This is a genomic window from Murimonas intestini, from assembly GCF_024622195.1.
Taxonomy (GTDB): Bacteria; Bacillota; Clostridia; order Lachnospirales; family Lachnospiraceae; genus Murimonas; species Murimonas intestini.
In genome coordinates this window covers 19,863-37,756 of record NZ_JANKBI010000013.1, presented here as the reverse complement: position 1 = coordinate 37,756, position 17,894 = coordinate 19,863, and the positions used below count along the sequence as shown (strand labels likewise).

14 protein-coding genes are annotated in these 17,894 nt (G+C 45.4%); 10 read left to right on the top strand and 4 right to left on the bottom strand.

From position 1 onward, the window contains the following. Positions 1-94: 94 nt before the first annotated feature. From NSB28_RS16930 to NSB28_RS16920, 3 genes are read right to left on the bottom strand one after another with little or no spacing between them, the layout of a single operon-like run. Complete coding sequence (locus NSB28_RS16930) at positions 95-1,543, bottom strand: GntR family transcriptional regulator (RefSeq protein ID WP_109747646.1); 1,449 nt, start codon at positions 1,541-1,543, stop codon at positions 95-97. After that, entirely contained in the window at positions 1,531-1,935 is a 405-nt protein-coding gene (locus NSB28_RS16925) for an SdpI family protein (protein WP_243134964.1), read from the bottom strand. Before NSB28_RS16925 ends, NSB28_RS16930 begins: the two co-directional genes overlap by 13 nt. 49 nt (positions 1,936-1,984) lie before the next feature. Next, positions 1,985-2,521 carry an AAA family ATPase gene (locus NSB28_RS16920; protein WP_109747645.1) on the bottom strand — a complete coding sequence of 179 codons (537 nt, stop codon included), beginning with the start codon at positions 2,519-2,521 and terminating at the stop codon, positions 1,985-1,987. A 234-nt stretch (positions 2,522-2,755) separates the two neighbouring features. On the opposite strand from NSB28_RS16920, the gene NSB28_RS16915 reads away from it, so the two are divergent. The 5 genes from NSB28_RS16915 (at position 2,756) to NSB28_RS16895 (ending at position 10,352) form a co-directional block, all read left to right on the top strand. Further along, positions 2,756-5,941 (top strand): PAS domain-containing sensor histidine kinase, encoded by a 3,186-nt coding sequence (locus NSB28_RS16915; RefSeq protein ID WP_109747644.1) that lies wholly within the window; start codon positions 2,756-2,758, stop codon positions 5,939-5,941. Between the two features lie 56 nt (positions 5,942-5,997). Then, on the top strand, positions 5,998-8,157 hold the full coding sequence (locus NSB28_RS16910) for a sensor domain-containing phosphodiesterase (RefSeq protein ID WP_109747643.1): 2,160 nt from the start codon (positions 5,998-6,000) through the stop codon (positions 8,155-8,157). Between the two features lie 201 nt (positions 8,158-8,358). Further along, positions 8,359-8,727 carry a GntR family transcriptional regulator gene (locus NSB28_RS16905; RefSeq protein ID WP_109747642.1) on the top strand — a complete coding sequence of 123 codons (369 nt, stop codon included), beginning with the start codon at positions 8,359-8,361 and terminating at the stop codon, positions 8,725-8,727. Beyond that, the gene (locus tag NSB28_RS16900) at positions 8,724-9,575 is read left to right on the top strand and encodes an ABC transporter ATP-binding protein (protein WP_109747641.1); all 852 of its coding nucleotides are present in this window, start codon (positions 8,724-8,726) and stop codon (positions 9,573-9,575) included. The genes NSB28_RS16905 and NSB28_RS16900 overlap by 4 nt, the downstream gene beginning before the upstream one ends. 15 nt (positions 9,576-9,590) lie before the next feature. Continuing rightward, complete coding sequence (locus tag NSB28_RS16895; protein ID WP_109747640.1) at positions 9,591-10,352, top strand: hypothetical protein; 762 nt, start codon at positions 9,591-9,593, stop codon at positions 10,350-10,352. A 17-nt stretch (positions 10,353-10,369) separates the two neighbouring features. Here NSB28_RS16895 and NSB28_RS16890 read toward each other — a convergent pair whose 3' ends face one another. After that, positions 10,370-11,320 (bottom strand): calcium/sodium antiporter, encoded by a 951-nt coding sequence (locus NSB28_RS16890; protein ID WP_109747639.1) that lies wholly within the window; start codon positions 11,318-11,320, stop codon positions 10,370-10,372. Positions 11,321-11,491: 171 nt separating this feature from the next. On the opposite strand from NSB28_RS16890, the gene NSB28_RS16885 reads away from it, so the two are divergent. The 5 genes from NSB28_RS16885 to NSB28_RS16865 all read left to right on the top strand — a co-directional run bounded on the left by NSB28_RS16885 (position 11,492) and on the right by NSB28_RS16865 (position 17,795). After that, positions 11,492-12,154 carry an RluA family pseudouridine synthase gene (locus NSB28_RS16885; RefSeq protein ID WP_109747638.1) on the top strand — a complete coding sequence of 221 codons (663 nt, stop codon included), beginning with the start codon at positions 11,492-11,494 and terminating at the stop codon, positions 12,152-12,154. Between the two features lie 81 nt (positions 12,155-12,235). Continuing rightward, the gene (locus NSB28_RS16880) at positions 12,236-13,300 is read left to right on the top strand and encodes an AI-2E family transporter (RefSeq protein WP_257497544.1); all 1,065 of its coding nucleotides are present in this window, start codon (positions 12,236-12,238) and stop codon (positions 13,298-13,300) included. A gap of 105 nt (positions 13,301-13,405) precedes the next feature. Beyond that, the gene (locus tag NSB28_RS16875; protein WP_109747636.1) at positions 13,406-15,010 is read left to right on the top strand and encodes a response regulator; all 1,605 of its coding nucleotides are present in this window, start codon (positions 13,406-13,408) and stop codon (positions 15,008-15,010) included. A 3-nt stretch (positions 15,011-15,013) separates the two neighbouring features. Continuing rightward, entirely contained in the window at positions 15,014-16,819 is a 1,806-nt protein-coding gene (locus NSB28_RS16870) for a sensor histidine kinase (protein ID WP_109747635.1), read from the top strand. Beyond that, positions 16,806-17,795: a substrate-binding domain-containing protein gene (locus NSB28_RS16865; protein ID WP_109747634.1), complete on the top strand. Its 990-nt coding sequence runs from the start codon at positions 16,806-16,808 to the stop codon at positions 17,793-17,795. Before NSB28_RS16870 ends, NSB28_RS16865 begins: the two co-directional genes overlap by 14 nt. Positions 17,796-17,894: the final 99 nt, after the last annotated feature.

The window sequence follows — 17,894 nt, the reverse complement described above, 5'->3', positions numbered from 1 at the left end:
GAAAAAGCTGCGCGCTGGGAACAAAAGCTGCGCTGTCCAAAATACAGGCTTGCTGGGGTGCGCAAAGCGCACTTTTGTTCCCAGCCAGAGAGGATCATAGAATCACAGGCAGCGCAATTGTTTCCGCCTCATGGATTCCTCCGGCGGTAAGTTTTTCTTTTCCGGCCTTAAATACCTCAAGAGCCAGGTGCTGCAGCTCTGCTGCAAACAGTTCTGCATCTTTTTCCTGGAGGCTTTTTAACAGGGCTGTTGTTGAGCGGGAATCAAATCTAAAAGCATAAGGCTTCATATCATTCAAGGGGTAACCCAGATACTGAAAGTACATCAGCCCGCCCAGTATCTGTTTTAAGGCCGGCGACTGTGCTTTCTCGTTCAGCAGGCCAAAACAGATGCCGAATGTCATGTAGTAATCCTTGGAAATAAGGATATTCTGCAGCCAGGATATGGCGCTTTGAATGGAACTATCGGCGAGCGCAGGAAAAACAGACAGGGCCACATCTTTACAAATTACTAGAATTATCTGTACACTCTGCAGATATTGCAGCAAAGCCTTTTTAAAATTGGGCGTGGTAAAGCTGGAGATCGGGGCCGGGTTATCCAGACCTACCATCACACGTGTACCTTTCCCGGGGATGGTCTCTACAATGCCAATGTCGCTGAGGATTTTTATGGCGCGGCGTACCGTTATTAAAGGCACAGAATACTGTTTTGCCAGAGAAGTAAATGATGGAAGATATTCCTGGTTCCCAAAAGAAGAATAAATTTGCCGGAGCAGTTTCATGGCCAGATTAAAATTGACCAGAGGACGTTCCGAGAAATAATTCCATTCATACGGGATAGGTTCAACTGGATGATCAGGCGGAAGCAGCGAATCCTGATACCGCTGTACCCCTTCTATATGTCTCTGGTAAAGGCGGATCAGCAGATCCTTTAGCTGCACATAATCAGATGCCCTGCGAAGAGAAAGTATCTGTGCGGCCTCCCTTTTTAAATAAGTCATATAGCCATATATGTAAGCATTATCCCCAAGATGCATGATCGTGGAGTGCCCAAAGAAATTTGTACTCTGATATAAGTTGAGAAACAGAGGGTTTTCAAGGGACTTCAGGATATGCAAGAAAAATTCGAAGTAGGGATACTCATTATAAGGTGACATGCGCTCAAAGATCTCGTCCAGCTTTTTCAGATCCTTATCACTGCACAGCTTCAGACCCTGCAGCATGGCCTCCGGCCAAATCAGCAGCATTGTATTGCACAAGTCCAGCAAAGCGTCTTTAGTGGCATAGCTGTAGATCCTGTATTTCTCCCGGCACTCCTCCTCATTGATGTCATAAGTTACGATTGCACTCCGTCCCTGGCTCAGGGACACATAATTTTCTTCCTGCAGGAGCCTTAGAGCGCTGTGAATCGTGGCGCTTGAGACATTAAAGGTTCTGCATAGCTCAGGTATAGTAGGAAGACTTGAACCGGTAGGGTACAAGCCAAAATGAATACAGTTAAACAGGTGTTTGTAAGCTATATTATATAAATTCAATTCATCCAAGGTTTTTCATCCTCTCCAAGACATTTATTTTTTCGATCCCCTTTTTTGGTAAAAACCTTATGCAGTCTGATTTCTGTTGGAATAATCGTAAGCGCCATGATCCCTATTTGTGTAAATACCAGATAAACTATCAATGTCTCAAAATTTGAACGGTCTTTAATATACACAACAAATGCAAATGAAGTCACAGCCAGTACGATTCCAATCAAAAAAATCATTTTACCCCAATATTTGTGCGCATAAGTCCATGTATCCTGATTCAGCCTTGACATGGCAGTACGGTATCCTGAAACTCCGTTTCTATCTGCGGGAGGTTTCTTCCCCCATTGTTTTCCTAATACAATCATAGAAAGAGGAACTAATAATGAACAAATAAGTAAAAATACAAACATTTCAACGCCTTTCTGTCAATACAGACTGGTCTGTGGATCAGACTAGCTTTCAAGTAAAAATCTGGTTTTGTATCTGCTCTATAATGAGCCTTGTATTTTCTTCAATGGGCTTTGTTCCGTCTACCCGTATGAGGGGGCATTTTAAGGATTGAACCCATTCTTCAGCAGTATTCTCTGCTCTGGATTTCACAAAATGAAAAAAACTTTCCTCCCGCTCATGTAAATCACCGCCCGGCAGTATCCTGTCACCAAATTTCTGAAAAGAACGATTTTTAACTCGCTGTATCCGAATATCTTTTGGAACTTCGATCAATACGGCATACTGAAAGAAATTATAGACCGAAGCTTTGAAGTCTCCTTTCACGGAAGCAAAAACAAAATTTTCATGAAAAGAAATTTCACTCAAAAAAAGCTTTTCAGCTTCTTCATGTGTGCGTGGAGATGAGTAGGCATAAGAAAGATCTGTCCTGGAAAAATACAGATCTTCATTATCTAAAAAATAGAAATTCAATTTTTCCGCAAGGCATTTTCCGAGAGTGCTCTTACCGGCGCCGTTTAAACCACATACAATAATTCCTGTCCTCATAGATCTTTCACCATATTCCATTACTTATAAAAAAGATAATTATATTCTATCATCTTCACACCATTATGGGTACTATTTTATTGATTTATTTATAAACATAGCTTATAATAAAAAATATTAAATGAGCACAATAAATTTGAATTAGAACAGTTTCGAGAGCTAATAAATTTAGGATGATTTTTATTGTTACAATATCATCAATCTGCAGTAAACGATACGATGGAGGAGAGACTGGTGGAAATCAATTTAAGCTATGAGCAGCTCAATAACGAATACAGCATGCTGATGGGGGTATTAGGTGCAAGTGTTAGTAAACATCTTATGGATGAACATCTCACATGCATCTGGGCCAACAACTACTATTACGAACTGATCGGTTATACCAAGTCCGAGTATGAGGCCCGTTTTCAAAACCAATGTGACAGGTATTTTGAAACGAATCCGGAGGGCTGGAAGCTGCTTACTGAAAAGATAAAGGCCAGCCTGGAGGGCGGAGAAAAGGGATACTCCGTTTATCTGCCCATGGTCTATCCGGACGGCTCCCCATTCTGGGTCAAACTGCAGGCTGTCTTTACTGATGAATACATGTACGGGTACCGGGTGGCCTACACTACTATGATCGATGTGACAGATATGATGCAGGCACAGAGGGAGCAGCTGCGCGCGCAGCAAAACTATGAGACGATGACACGTGAGCAGGAAATGCTTATGAGCGCCCTCAATGTCAGTGTCAGTTCTCATCTGGTGGATGAGCACTATACCTGCATCTGGGCCAATGAATTTTATTACAAACTGATTGGTTATCCAAAGCCTAAGTATGAGGCTTTGTTCCACAACCATGCGGATGAGTACTATGGTAATAACCCGGAAGGCTGGGAGCTGCTTACAAAAAAAGTCGAATCCGTCCTGGAAAAGGGGGAGGATAAATATGAATTGATCGTCCCCATGAAATATGAGGACGGTTCCAGCTATTGGGTAAAACTTGTCAGCTTTTTTACAGACCGGTATGTTGATGGCTACCGCACCTCCTACACCGTTATGACAGATGTGACAGAGCTTGTGCAGACCAAGAATGAGCTGGAAATGATGATGCAGGCAATGAAGGTCAGCGTCAGCAAGCACAAGGTGGACGAGCATTTCTCAGTTGTCTGGGCCAATGATTTTTATTATCAGCTCATTGGGTATACGAAATCCGAATATGAGGCCCGGTTTCATAATCATTGTGACGAGTATTTCACGGACAATCCGGAGTCCTGGGATATTCTCTGCAATAAAATAGATAACATGTACGCAGCGGGGGAGGACAGCTTTGAGGCTTATCTTCCCATGAAGCTTCCGGGCGGGTCCTCCCGGTGGGTGAAACTGGTGGATTTCTTTACAAATGAATATCAGGACGGAAAACAGCTGGCTTATACTACTATGATTGACGTCACAGAACTGCTGCAGGCTCAGCAGGATAAAAGTGTTGCTTATGAGCATGTACCTGGTTTTATCGTAAAATACAGGATCCTGCCAGACAGGATTGTGATCATTGATGCAAGCAGCCGCATAAAGGATTTCTTTGATGTGGACCTGGACAATCTGGCGGCAGCTGATTTCATGGGGGTCTTACAGCCTGAGAGCCGTCATATCATTGAGGACAGGCTGCCTAAACTGCGGAATAGAGAAGCTCTGGAGCTGGATGAATCTATCCGGGTCAGGGATAAATATGGCAGGGACTGCTGGCTTCAGCTTCACGGCACCTGTATTGATTCTGTTGCGGATGACCCTGTTTACCTGGTGGTTTATATAGATATTACAGATATTACTGAACTGAGAAAGCTCCAGCATCAGCTGGAAGAGCGCACGGAAATGCTCAATACGGCTCTAAAGGCCGCTAAACTGGCAAATGCAGCCAAGTCGGATTTCCTCTCCCGGATGAGCCATGATATCCGGACACCCATGAATGCCATTGCCGGCATGACGGAGATTGCCGATGCCCACCTTCGGGAACCAGAACGTGTGAAGGACTGCCTGGATAAAATACGCCTTTCCAGCCACCACCTTCTGGGACTGATCAATGACGTGCTGGATATGTCACAAATTGAAAGCGGCAAGGTCTCTATTCATATGGCTTCTCTTTCACTGCCGGAATTAATCAGGGAGATCATCATGATTACCCTGCCAAATATCCGTACTAAGCAGCAGACGTTCAAGGTTCATCTGCTGAATGTAAGGCAGGAGCATTTTTACAGCGATGAGCTGCGGCTGCGTCAGATTTTATTGAACCTGCTGTCAAATGCATCAAAATTCACACCGGAATACGGAGAGATCATTTTTGAAGTGGAGCAGCTGCCGGGGAACTCTGCCCTTTCCTTTACAATCTCAGATACGGGTCCTGGCATAAAGGAGGACTTTCAGGAACATATTTTTGAGACATTTGCCCGGGAAAGTGACAGCCGTACAGACAGGATTGAAGGCAGCGGCCTTGGCCTTGCCATAGTGAAGCGGCTCACTGAGCTGATGGGCGGAGATATCAGACTGGACAGCCTGCCGGGGCATGGATCCACCTTTTGTGTGACACTGCCCATGCAGTACAGCAATATCTTGGATATTCCAACAGAGCATATTGGTGACAAAGAAAGAATTTTGCTGGTTGACTCAGACCCGGTTGTCCTGAAGGACGCGCAGGAAGCTCTGAGCAGTCTCGGAGCTGAGGCGGACTGTGCAAAAAACGTTGGTGAGGCAGCGGCACATATCTGTGGCAGGCGGCAGGCAGGCGAGAAGTATCAGATGGTAATCATAGACTGGGAAATACTCCGGCGGGAAGAGTTGGGGGCATTAGAACAAATCCGGAGGGAATACGCGGGGGCGCTGCCGCTGCTGATTGTATCAGCCTATGACTGGAGCGAAATCAAGGACGGGATGACTGCAGGTATTGACGGATATATAGAAAAGCCCTTTTTCCAATCCACATTTCAGAATTGTATGCAGAAGTACATTAATGGTGCAGAAATATCAAGCCATGAAACAGCGGCATACGATTTCCATGATAAAACAATCCTGCTTGCAGAGGATAATGAACTGAACAGGGAAATTGCCATGGAGCTGCTGGGAGGTTTTGGAGCCAGGCTGGAGGCGGCGGTAAATGGCAGGGAAGCGCTGAGGCTCTTTCAGGAGAGCTCTCCCGGCTACTATTCACTGATATTAATGGATATACAGATGCCGGTGATGAATGGCTATGAGGCTGCCAGTGCGATCCGTGCGCTTGACCGTACAGATGCCCGGACAGTCCCCATCATCGCAATGACGGCTGATGCTTTTGTTGAGGATATACGTAATGCAGAAGCTGTTGGAATGAACGGACATATGGCAAAGCCATTGAGTTTTGATACTCTTGCCCTGGAAATTGAAAAGTATTTGGCTTCTGCAGAATGTTAGCACCTGAATCCGTACATTGGAGAGATGCAGAGGTTTGATTATTTGGGAGGTATACTGTGAGAGAAGCTTTTTTTGAACAATCTATTATTAACCTGCAAAATTTGGTGGCGTATGCTACAGATACGGATACCAATGAAATAATATATATGACTCAACCAGCAGCCACCCTTTACGGATTCAAGGATGTGCAGGAGACTTACGGAAGAAAATGCTACCAGCTGATTCAGGGCATGGACACGGTCTGCCCATTCTGTACAAACAGTAAATTGATACCGGACAAGCCGTATCATTGGCAGCATTATAACGAAAAGCTTCAGACATGGTTTGATATTACAGACATCTTAGTCACGTTTGAGGGAAAAAGCTGCAGGCTTGAGATAGCACGGGATATCACAGACCAGAAAGTAAGGTTCGACCGTGTTTCAAGCCGCCTTACAGTGGAAGAGACATTGGTGGACTGCATTCAGACGCTTTCCAGTGAAGCAGATGTTAATGCGGCGGTGGACCGCTTTTTGGAGATCATCGGCCATTTCTACACTGCGGACCGTGCATATATCTTTGAATATGAAAAAAATTATATCAAAAATACATTTGAGTGGTGCGCTCCTGATATCCTGCATCAAATGAAGGTCCTGCAGGAAATTCCAATAGAATACGTCAGAGAGTGGAATTATAAATTTGAGCTTGACGGAGAGTTTTTTATTACTTCGCTGGATAAAGACCTGGAAATAGATACACCTGAGTACCGTATCTTAAAGGATCAGGGGATTGAAAGCCTTGCCGTCGCTCCGCTTAGAAAAAATGGGAAGATTATAGGGTTCCTTGGCGTAGACAATCCAAGGGAAAGCACGGATGACCTGACTCTGCTGCGCAGCGTGTGCAGCTTTGTGCTGGAGGAGATGGAGCGGCGCAGGCTTATACGGGATCTGGAGCTGTCCAGCTATACAGACTTCCTCACCGGCCTGCAGAACAGGAACAGTTACATAAAGATGCTGGACAAGCTGTCAGGTCAAACACTGCAGTCCCTTGGTGTTATCTATATTGACATTAACGGGATGAAGAAAATCAACGACAGTAATGGTCATGAATATGGGGACAGGGTGATCAAAAAGGTGGCGGATACCCTGAAGCTGCGCGTTGGACCTGAAGCATACAGGGTGGGCGGAGATGAGTTTACAGTACTCTGTGTGGATATAGAAGAACAGGAATTCCGGGCACTCACGGAAAAACTGGTCCGGGATTTTAATAAGAATAAAGAGTATGACGTATCAATTGGGCACACCTGGAAAGAAGGAAATATATCTGCTGATGAAGAGATACTGAAAGCTGATGATTTAATGTATGCAGAAAAGCAGCGGTATTATCATGCAGTTCTGCAGGGTGACAGAAGGGCGCGGGCCGGCATCGCCACCGAGCTTCTGGAGGATATTGCAGACCGCCGCTTTGAGGTCTACTATCAGCCCCAGATATGTCTTAAAACAGGACGGATCATAGGCGCTGAAGCTCTGGTGCGAAAATGGAACAAACGGGGAAACCTGGTACTGCCGGATCATTTTATTCCCCAATATGAGAGAGAACGAGTGATCCGTCATCTGGATCTGTATGTACTTCAGACTGTCTGTGCTGATCTGCAGAAGTGGAAAAGGCAGGGCATCGAGACCCATATTTCCTCAAATTTCTCACGTGTGACTCTGATGGCTTCCGATATTGTAATGAAAATCAAACAGATCTGCCAGGAATATGGAGTCCCTGCTGAGAATATTACCATAGAGGTAACAGAGAATATCAGCAAATTGGAACCGCATCAATTGCTGGAACTGATGGAGCAGCTCATTGGGGAGGGTTTTTCTGTTTCACTGGATGATTTTGGATCTAAGTACTCTAATCTGTCTATCTTGACCACACTTGATTTTAACGAGATTAAATTTGATAAATCCCTGGTGGATAAATTGAGCAGCGATGTGAAGAGCCGTATTGTTATGAAAAATACCATGCAGATATGCCATGAACTTCCGAAGACACGCTCTTTAGCGGAAGGAATTGAGACTGTGGAGCAGCTGGATCTGCTGCATCAGTATCATTGTGAATATGGGCAGGGGTATTACTTTGCCAGGCCCATGGGTTCGGAAGCATTTTTTGAACTAATAAGGAAAGAGCAAATCCTGGGAGCTTCTGTATTGACTCAGCAGTACTGCCGGGAGGCAGATTATGAGTAAGCCGCTCTAAACTGGATAATGGAAAACCGGGATATACATGTGTCAGGAGCTGTCACACTATGGTGTGCAGCTCCTTTAAATATTCTGCTTGACAAAAGTGTTGAGATGGACTATTATTTAATTAGTTAATTACTCAAGCAACTAACTAGATAACAAGTAGGGATTAAAAAATATAAAACAGTAGTAGAGAGGAGGGGGCATGTGAAAATTGATTTTGAGGACGAGCGGCCTATCTTCCAGCAGATAGCGCTGGGGATCGAAGATGCGATCCTGACAGGCGCTTTTGAAGAAGAGGAACAGATACCATCGATCACTGAATTTTCCGTGACATACAAAATAAATCCGGCCACAGCATTAAAAGGAATAAACCTGCTGGTGGATGCAGGTGTGCTGTATAAGAAGAGAGGAGTAGGGATGTTTGTGACAGAAGGAGCGGTTATGAAGCTGAAAGAAAAGAGAAAAGAAGAGTTCTATGACAGCTATGTCAGGAGCCTGATTGAAGAAGCAAAAAAACTTGGAATCTCAGGGGACGAGATCATTGCCATGGTGGCGAGGGGGTATGAAAGATGAGCGGGATTGAACTGAGAGGAGTAAGCAAGCGTTTTAAGGATGTGACGGCGCTTGACAATGTGACACTAAACTTTGAGGAAAATAAGATATATGGACTGCTTGGAAGAAACGGAGCCGGGAAATCCACCATGCTCAATATTATCAGCAACAGGTTATTTCCTGATGAGGGGGAAGTGCTGCTGGATGGGCAGCCGGTGAGAGAGAATGACATGGCTCAGGGACAGATATTCCTGATCAGTGAAAAGACGCTGTACCCTGAAAAAATGAAAATCAAAGAGGCATTTAAGTGGACACAGGAATTTTATCCGGATTTTGACGTGGAAAAGGCACGCAGCCTGGCGGAGGAATTCGGATTGTCTGATAAAAAGAAGGTGGATTCCCTCTCGACAGGCTATGAGACTATATTCAAGGTTATCCTGGCCCTCTGTGTGAATGTTCCCTATGTGTTTTTTGATGAGCCTGTCCTGGGGCTGGATGCCAACCACAGGGAGCTGTTCTATAAGCACCTGCTCACAAAATACGGGGAAGACCCTTTTACAGCGGTGATCTCTACCCATCTGATAGAAGAAGTTTCAAATGTTATTGAGGAGATTGTTATCATTAAGCGGGGAAAGATCATCTATAATGAATCCAGGGATGAGCTCCTTGGAAAAGGTTATACGGTATCCGGGAATGCCGGCCGTGTAGACAGCTATATAAAAGGCAGGGATGTGATCGGCACTGATTCCCTGGGCGGGCTTAAGACGGCGTATCTGCTGGGCAGGCCGGACCGCGGCAGCATGCCGGAAGGGCTGGAGCTGACAGGGATGGATCTTCAGAAATTATTTATCCAGCTGACAAATGAATAGCAGGGGGAGGAAAAGATGAAATTAAAGGCGGCTTTTAAATTTGAAATAAGAGATTTTTTAACAACTGTGTTTTCCGTATATGGTGTAATGATGCTGATCAATATTATTGCCATAGTGGTCCAGCTGGCGTCTAAAAATAATTTTAAAACAAATATGACGCTGAACGGGGCGGAAATAATCCTGATAGTGACAGTATTTATCATAGCTGCGGGGGACTTCAGGGAAAATTTCCAGATGTTGATGCAGAATGGTGTGAGCAGGAAAACCATATTTATAAGCAAGGCAGGCACAGGCCTGATGTTTGCCCTGATACTCTCCATAGCTGACAGACTGTTTATTTTCCTGTCAAGGATTATCTCTGACCTGGCAGGGGTAACAAAAAGCACTGAGTCTGTCTGGATCCAGATATACCCAGAATTTGCAGATAAACACAATGCTGTATGGTCTTTCATAGCGTTTGCGGCTGTAGGCGCTGCGGTATATATATGTTCTTATATGCTGGGAACAGTGCTCAGCGGCCTGATCTACAGGCTGGGAAAGGGAGGGCGTACAGCCCTGGCCATAGCCCTGCCAGTGACAGCCTTTGTGCTGGTTCCCCTGCTTCTGGAAATCTTCTGGGAAACTGCATTTGTAAGATGGCTGATCCATACCCTGGTCACCATACTGGGGCTGGGGAAGGGAATACCGTATCCGGCAGCTGCCACATTTACAGTGCTCTCCTGCATCCTTGGGGCGGCCAGCTGGCTGATCATCCGCAGGGCCGTGCCAAAGGACTGATCCGGCAGACAGTATGTCTAGCGCAGGGTTATAAAAGCAAAGAAACCTGCATATGCGAGTAGCATTATGAAGCCTTCCACCCTGTTCAGCGTCTTTTTTGTCAGGCAGAAGACATAGACCAGGATGCTGGATGCTATCAGGATCAAAATGTCCCATACGGAATCCTGGCTGACAAGCACAGGGTTGAGGGCTGATGATGCCCCCAGGATCAAAAGGATATTGAAAATATTAGAACCGACGACATTGCCAAGTGCAATGTCGTTTTCGCCTTTATGGGCGGCAACGATGGAGGTCACCAGTTCAGGGAGTGAAGTTCCCAGGGCAACGATCGTCAGCCCTATAAAAGTCTGGCTCAGGCCAAAGGACCTGGCTATCTCACTGGCGCTGTCCACTACAAGGTTTCCTCCCAGTACAATACCTGCCAGTCCGGCAAGGATGTAGAGTATGCTGGCAAGAGGGCTCATAGTCTTAGGAGAGTCATCCTCTGCAGATTCGCGCCGGCTTTTCAGTGAGTCACGGATAGTGGATGCCAGAAAAACAATAAAGAGCAGCAGAAGCACTAAACCATTGAGCTTAGAGATGACGGCTGAATCTGCTCCGAAGAAGACCTGGTCCATGCACATCAGAAGCAGGGCGACTGTAATCAATATGGAAAAAGGAAATTCTTTTTTCATAACAGACTGAGTGACTGCCATAGGACGTATAACAGCACAGACGCCTGTCACCACGAGCAGATTAAAAATATTGGAACCTATAACATTGCTGAGCGCCAGTTCATTAGCCCCTTTGAGAGCAGCAGTAACGCTTACGGATGCTTCAGGCATGCTTGTGCCGAAGGCAACGATCGTCAGCCCGATGATGACAGAAGGGATCCTGAGGATACGGGCCACACTGGAGCTGCCATCCACAAAAAAATCAGCCCCCTTGATCAAAAGAATAAACCCGGCGAGCAGCAGCACATATGTCATTTTTACATAATCCTCCTTTGTATACACAGTATTGTTTTCATGATAATTGTTTTGCAGGGCAAAGTCAAATATAAATTAAGTATAACCGGAAAAAACTTGGCTAATCTATTGTAATTTATACTGAAGTAGTTTAAAATCTTTAAATAAAAAGTAACCTAAAAGGAGCTTACAATGGGACCTGTGATAGTTTATGAAGACAGTGATATAATAGTATGTGAGAAAGAGGCGGGCGTCCCGGTACAGAGTGCCAGGATTGGGACAAAGGATATGGTAAGCATCCTGAAAAATTACAGAAGTACGTCAGAGAATATCAGCGGTGAACCATATATCGGGGTGGTGCACAGGCTGGACCAGCCGGTGCAGGGACTGCTGGTGTTTGCAAAGACAAAGGAGGCTGCGGCTTCATTAAGCGCACAGGCTGCAGGTGACGGGATGAAGAAATATTATCTGGCAGTAGTCTGCGGTGAGGCGCCGCGTACAGAGGGTGAGCTTACGGATTATCTTCTGAAAGACGGGAAAACAAATTCCTCCAGGGTGGTGAAGGAGGGGACAAAGGATGCAAAAAAGGCCAGGCTTTCATACCGCATATTAAATAAGAAGAATAATCTTGCGCTTGTGGAGATCAGGCTTTTTACAGGCCGGCACCATCAGATACGTGTCCAGATGGCAAATGCAGGCATGCCCCTTTATGGAGACCAGAAATATGGAGCCGGGACAGCAGCACCGGGCATTCTGGCGCTCTGTGCGTATAAGCTGTCATTTAAACATCCCGGAACAGGGAAAACGATGGAATTTTCATGCAGGCCAAAGGGCAGTATTTTTTCTGAGATTTGATAAACAGACGGACCATGGCATGAAAACAGGAGAACTGCGCATACTAACTCAAAGAATTGAGTAGATCCGGGAGGTATGCGCATGGCGGATAAATATAAGAAGTTATTAGGAGTGATAGGGATTACGGCGGCTGTATATATCGGGCTGAGATATCTGCTTGCCTACGTAGCTCCCTTTTTTGCTGCATATCTTTTTGTCCGCCTTGTAAATCCTCTCACAAGAAAGATTCAGGACAGGATGAAGATAAAGAAAGAATGGTCAACAGTATTTCTGCTGCTTCTGGTTACCGGGGCCCTGGCGTTTGGGTGCTGGATCCTGTGTGACCAGCTCATTATCCAGATCAGGAATGTGGTCATGAACCTGGACGGATACAGGCGCAGCTTCGGAGGCATGGTGGACGGATGCTGCCAGGCTCTGGAGGGCACCTTTGGCATAAATGGGGAGGATATTAGACAGTTTATCTACCAGAATATAGAATATATGGAAGACAGGGTGCAAGTGTATATCCTTCCAGGCCTCTTCAACAGTTCCATCAAGTATGCTGCGGGAATTTTAAAAGGGATAGCCACCTTTTTTGTGATCTTTGTTGCTGTCACACTGCTGATCCGGGATTATGATGAGATAAATGACAGGCTCCTGAAATACAGCCCGTACAGGAAATTCCTGGATATAATGGACAGGCTCTGGAATATCGGAGGGGCTTACCTGAAAGCCCAGCTGAGCATTATCCTCATAGTCACTGTGCTCTGTGTCCTTGGACTGTGGCTGCTGGGGAATCCCTATGCCCTGCTGGTGGGGATTGTGATCGGGCTTCTGGATGCGCTTCCTTTTATCGGCACAGGAACTATCCTGCTCCCCTGGGCAGTCATCTGTCTGATCAGAGGAGATTTTTTCTATGCGGCCTCTTACGCCACGCTTTTTCTTATTACAAATGGTGTCAGGGAATATCTGGAGCCTGTGCTTCTGGGAGACAAGCTGGGGGTATATCCCATAGTGATCGCCATCGTTGTATATGCAGGAATCTGCATTTTTGGCGTTGCAGGGGTCATATTGGGGCCGGTCATGCTATTTCTGGTAGTAGAGATACTAAAGGCTATATTTCCTAAAAAAGAGATATGTGAGATGAAGGAACAGTTCAGGAGATAAGCTTCCTGTTGTATTTGCTGCAGGTATAGGATAAAATAAACTTGTGAGTTATAGAGGTGTTACTATTCACAGCCCAACATCATAATATAGAAAGCGGTGGGATAAATGTACAAAGTATTGCTGGTGGACGATGAGGCTCTGATCAGGGAGGCGATCAGTGAAAACACGAAGTGGAATGAACTGGGATATGAACTGGTGGGAGCCTGCAAGAACGGAAAAGAAGCGATTGAGAAGATAAAGGAAAATCCTCCGGATCTTCTTCTTACGGATATATGCATGCCGTATGTGGATGGCATGGATCTGACAAAGTTCGTCTATGAGAATTACCGTGACACAAAGGTGGTCATCATAAGTGGGTATGATGAATTTGAATATGCTAAAAATGCCGTAAAATATCAGGTGGTTGAATATATATTGAAGCCTATAACAGCAGTGGAGCTGTCAGAGACACTGAAGAAGGTGCGTGAAAAGCTGGATGGAGAGCGTCTTCAGAATCAGAATATGAAAAAGATAAAAGGTGCGTACATAAGTAATCTTCCCCTGCTGCGGGGCAGATTCCTGAACAGCCTTCTCGCAGGAAATATCCAGATAGACAATATCAAAGAGAAGCTGGTGGACTACGATATACATCTGTCTGGAAAGTGTTTTATGACGGCGCTTGTCCTGGGAGATGACTTTACTTCTTTTCTCAGCCAGGAAAAGGATATAAAGCCGGACCTGGGTTATTTTGCTATCTATAATATATCAGAAGAGATCCTGTCACATTATGAGCAGGGTGTTACGTTCCAGGATATAGAGGAGAGGACTATTCTTGTTTTCAGCGGAGATGCGGGACTGGAGAAGAGAGCGCTCCAGATATGTGAGGAGATACAGAAGGCCATAATGAAATTTCTCAAGATAGAGTGCACCATAGCTGTGGGACAGGCGGTTGATTCACTGGAAAAGCTTTATGAATCCTTCGCAGATACGAAAAAAGCGCTGGAATACAAGTTTCTGCTGGGAGGAAATCAGATCATATATGCCGCCGACTTAAGAGGGAGCAGTGCACGCCAGGGGGTTGACGTAGCCAGATATGCAGGTCAGGTGGCGCTGGAAATCAAGACAGGCAATGAAGAGGGGATACGCCGCCAGATACAGGAGTTTATCCAGGCAGTCAGGGATGCTTACGTATCCAGGAACAGGAGTATCTTCTACGTGCAGAATGCGATCCTGTCAATCATGAATTCCCTGGACACCACTTCCATAAATGAGTCTATGATATTTACTGAGGAAAGAGAACTGCTCAATACCATATACAATAAGGAGCAGCTTTCAGATATCGCAGAGGACCTGGTTTTGTTTTGTGTGGATATAGCCAGAAATATGAAGGACCAGAAAGACAGCTACTGTAAAAAGCAGGCTATCCTGGCGCTGGACTACATAGATAAAAATTATGGGGACGCTGACGTGTCCCTGAATACAGTCTGTTCTTACCTGGCAATGAGCACCAGCTATTTCAGTTCTATATTCAAGGCATATACAGGTGAGACTTTTATTGAAGCGCTTACTAAAAAAAGGATTGAACGTGCCAAGCTGCTTTTGGAGAATACTGCCAAAAAGGCTTATGAGATTGCGGATGAGGTGGGATACAGCGATCCCCATTACTTCAGCAGTACGTTTAAAAAGATGACAGGGATGACTCCCACGGAATATGCAAAAAGGGTCAGGTGACAAATGAAGCAGCATTTTAAGAAGAGAGTCCAGAATATTATCTGGCATTTTAAAAGTATCCAGGATGCGATCCTGCTTCCGTTTCTGATAGTAATCACACTGGCGCTGGCGGTATTTTTGCTGATATCCCTGAATTATACAGAGAAGACAGTACTGCGCAATTCTGAGGAATATACAATGCAGCTTATTGAACAGATAAATGCTGACCTGGATTCTTACATTGGCTACATGGAGACTATTTCCATGATGGTAGTGGGGAATCCTGATGTGTCCCAGTATCTTTTCGGGGACGATGAGAATCAGGAGGAAATGAAGGATAAGGTAGGGCAGCAGTTTAAGACCCTGATTGATACGAGGACAGATATCTGCAATATCGCCGTACTGGCGGATAATGGAAAAATGTATCTGAACAGGGGGAAATCTGCCCTGAATCCCAATGCAGATATAAAAGATATGGACTGGTACAAGGATACCATGAAGGCAAACGGTTCTTCAGTGGTGTCGTCCTCTCATGTACAGAATGCCATCTCAGGCGCCTATACCTGGGTGGTTACTCTGAGCAGGGCGCTGTTAAATCCAAAAACACAGGAGAAGGAAGGAATCTTTTTCATAGACCTGAATTATAGTTCTATAAGCGGCCTTTGTGAAAGGGTAAGCCTGGGGGACAGGGGATACTTATTTATTCTGAGTGAAGACGGGAGTTATATTTATCATCCTCAGCAGCAGCTGATCTACAGCGGGCTCAAGACGGAGTGGAACGGGAAGGTCCTGGAGCAGGAAAACGGAAGCTTTATTACTGATGAAGGAAACAACAGCAAACTGTACACGGTATGTAGCTCCAGAGAGACAGGATGGAAGGTCGTGGGAGTGGCATATTTAGATGAGCTGATGAAGGACCGGGAGGGGACAAAGACCCTGTATGGATTGACGGCGCTTCTGCTGAGTCTTCTGGCTATTGTCCTGTCAATGTTTATTTCCAGGGCGATCACAAAGCCCATCCGGGAACTGGAAGGAGCCATGATCCAGGTCCAGAAAGGCAAGTTTGATAATCAGGCGGTGACTGCCAGGGGGAATAATGAGATCTCCAGCCTTGGCAATTCATTTAATATCATGACTGAGAAGATTCAGCAGCTTATGGATGAAAATATCCAGGAGCAGAGAGAGAAGCGTAAAAATGAGCTGAGGGCTCTCCAGTCCCAGATAAATCCGCACTTCCTCTATAATACGCTGGATTCTATCATATGGATGGCAGAGAGCGGTAAAAATGAAGAGGTGGTTCTGATGACCTCATCTCTGGCCAAGCTGTTCAGGCAGAGTATAAGCAATGAAGACGAGGTGGTGACTATAGCCCAGGAGATTGAATATACAAGAAGCTATCTTACGATACAGAAAATGAGATACAGAGATCAGCTGGAGTTTGTGATCGATGTGGATGAGGACATCCTCAAGTGCCACATAGTAAAGCTGGTCATACAGCCTCTGGTAGAAAATTCTATCTATCACGGAATAAAATACATAGATGGAAAAGGGATGATCTCCATTATGGGGGGCAGGTCTGACGGAAAAATAGTTCTTATCATCAGCGACAACGGCGCAGGCATGGAGCAGGAGGCGGTAGAACATATCCTGGACCAGAAGGTGCCAAACCATAAATCAAATCATGTGGGGGTCTATAATGTGCACCACAGGCTTCAGCTTTACTATGGTCAGGAATCCGGCCTGAAGTATAAATCTGTCAGGGGGGTAGGGACTACAGTGTTTGTCAGTATACCTGAAGAAGAGAGGCAGCCGAAAGATGGGAAAGTATAAGAATTCTAAATTTTATATTATAATTGCAGCTGCTCTGGGGGGACTGCTCATCGTAGTCCTGGCTTTTGCTGCTAAGTCCTGGCAGAGCAGAGGCGGCAAACTGGATGTTATATATATTCCGAAAGTACAGGATAATTCTGATTTCTGGGGGTCACTGGCGCTTGGGGCTCAGGCGGCCGCTAAGGAGTATGATATTAACCTCAAAATAGCAGGCCCGTCCTCGGAGGGTGATGTAGAAAAACAAAATGAGATCATCAGGCAGTCAATTGAGGAGAGGCCGGATGCGATCATACTGTCCCCATGCAGTTATACGGAATCCACCGAGGCCGCAAAACAGATCGTGAAAGCGGGAATACATCTCATACTGGTTGACTCTTCTATGGAAGAGCCGCTTGGAGAGACACTTGTGTGCACAAATAATACGGAAGCCGGGAAAAAGTTGGGGGAGCTGCTCAGAAAATATCTTCCTGAGGACCCGGTCATAGGGATCGTGTCACATGTGAGGGAATCCTCTACGGCTATGGAACGTGAAAAAGGGCTGCGGGAGGGGCTGGAGGGATATGAGGACCGTATTCTTCCCGCTGTTTTCTGTGATTCCGATTATGACAAGGCATACAAGGTGACTCAGCAGCTGCTGGAGGAGCATCCTGAAATAAATGCAATAGCGGGGCTGAATGAATATTCAGCAGTCGGCGCGGCCAGGGCGGTAAAGGATATGGGTCTGGAGGATGAGATCGTCATGGTAGGCTTTGACAGCTCTCTGGAAGAGATACAGCTTCTGGAAGCCGGCATATTTAAAGGGATCGTGGTGCAGAAGCCATTTAATATGGGATATCTGGCTGTCCAGAAATCAGTCGAGGTGATCTATAATACAGCTGTAGATCCCACGGTAGATTCAGGCTCGGAAGAAATTACAAAAGGAAATATGTATACAGAAGAAAACCAGAAACTGCTGTTTCCGTTTCTGGCAAAGTGATGGACGAAAGGGTAAAAATTTTACTGGTGAGTAAAATTTTTACCCTTTCTCAGAATATATTCCATTGATTTATTAACAATTTGGTCATAAAATATTCAT

Excerpts from the sequence above, each read along its gene's own strand:
- NSB28_RS16925 (WP_243134964.1), bottom strand. The coding sequence starts at position 1,935 with ATGTTTGTATTTTTACTTATTTGTTCATTATTAGTTCCTCTTTCTATG.
- NSB28_RS16920 (WP_109747645.1), bottom strand. The coding sequence starts at position 2,521 with ATGAGGACAGGAATTATTGTATGTGGTTTAAACGGCGCCGGTAAGAGC.
- NSB28_RS16900 (WP_109747641.1), top strand. The coding sequence starts at position 8,724 with ATGAGCGGGATTGAACTGAGAGGAGTAAGCAAGCGTTTTAAGGATGTG.
- NSB28_RS16895 (WP_109747640.1), top strand. The coding sequence starts at position 9,591 with ATGAAATTAAAGGCGGCTTTTAAATTTGAAATAAGAGATTTTTTAACA.
- NSB28_RS16890 (WP_109747639.1), bottom strand. The coding sequence starts at position 11,320 with ATGACATATGTGCTGCTGCTCGCCGGGTTTATTCTTTTGATCAAGGGG.
- NSB28_RS16885 (WP_109747638.1), top strand. The coding sequence starts at position 11,492 with ATGGGACCTGTGATAGTTTATGAAGACAGTGATATAATAGTATGTGAG.
- NSB28_RS16880 (WP_257497544.1), top strand. The coding sequence starts at position 12,236 with ATGGCGGATAAATATAAGAAGTTATTAGGAGTGATAGGGATTACGGCG.
- NSB28_RS16875 (WP_109747636.1), top strand. The coding sequence starts at position 13,406 with ATGTACAAAGTATTGCTGGTGGACGATGAGGCTCTGATCAGGGAGGCG.
- NSB28_RS16870 (WP_109747635.1), top strand. The coding sequence starts at position 15,014 with ATGAAGCAGCATTTTAAGAAGAGAGTCCAGAATATTATCTGGCATTTT.
- NSB28_RS16865 (WP_109747634.1), top strand. The coding sequence starts at position 16,806 with ATGGGAAAGTATAAGAATTCTAAATTTTATATTATAATTGCAGCTGCT.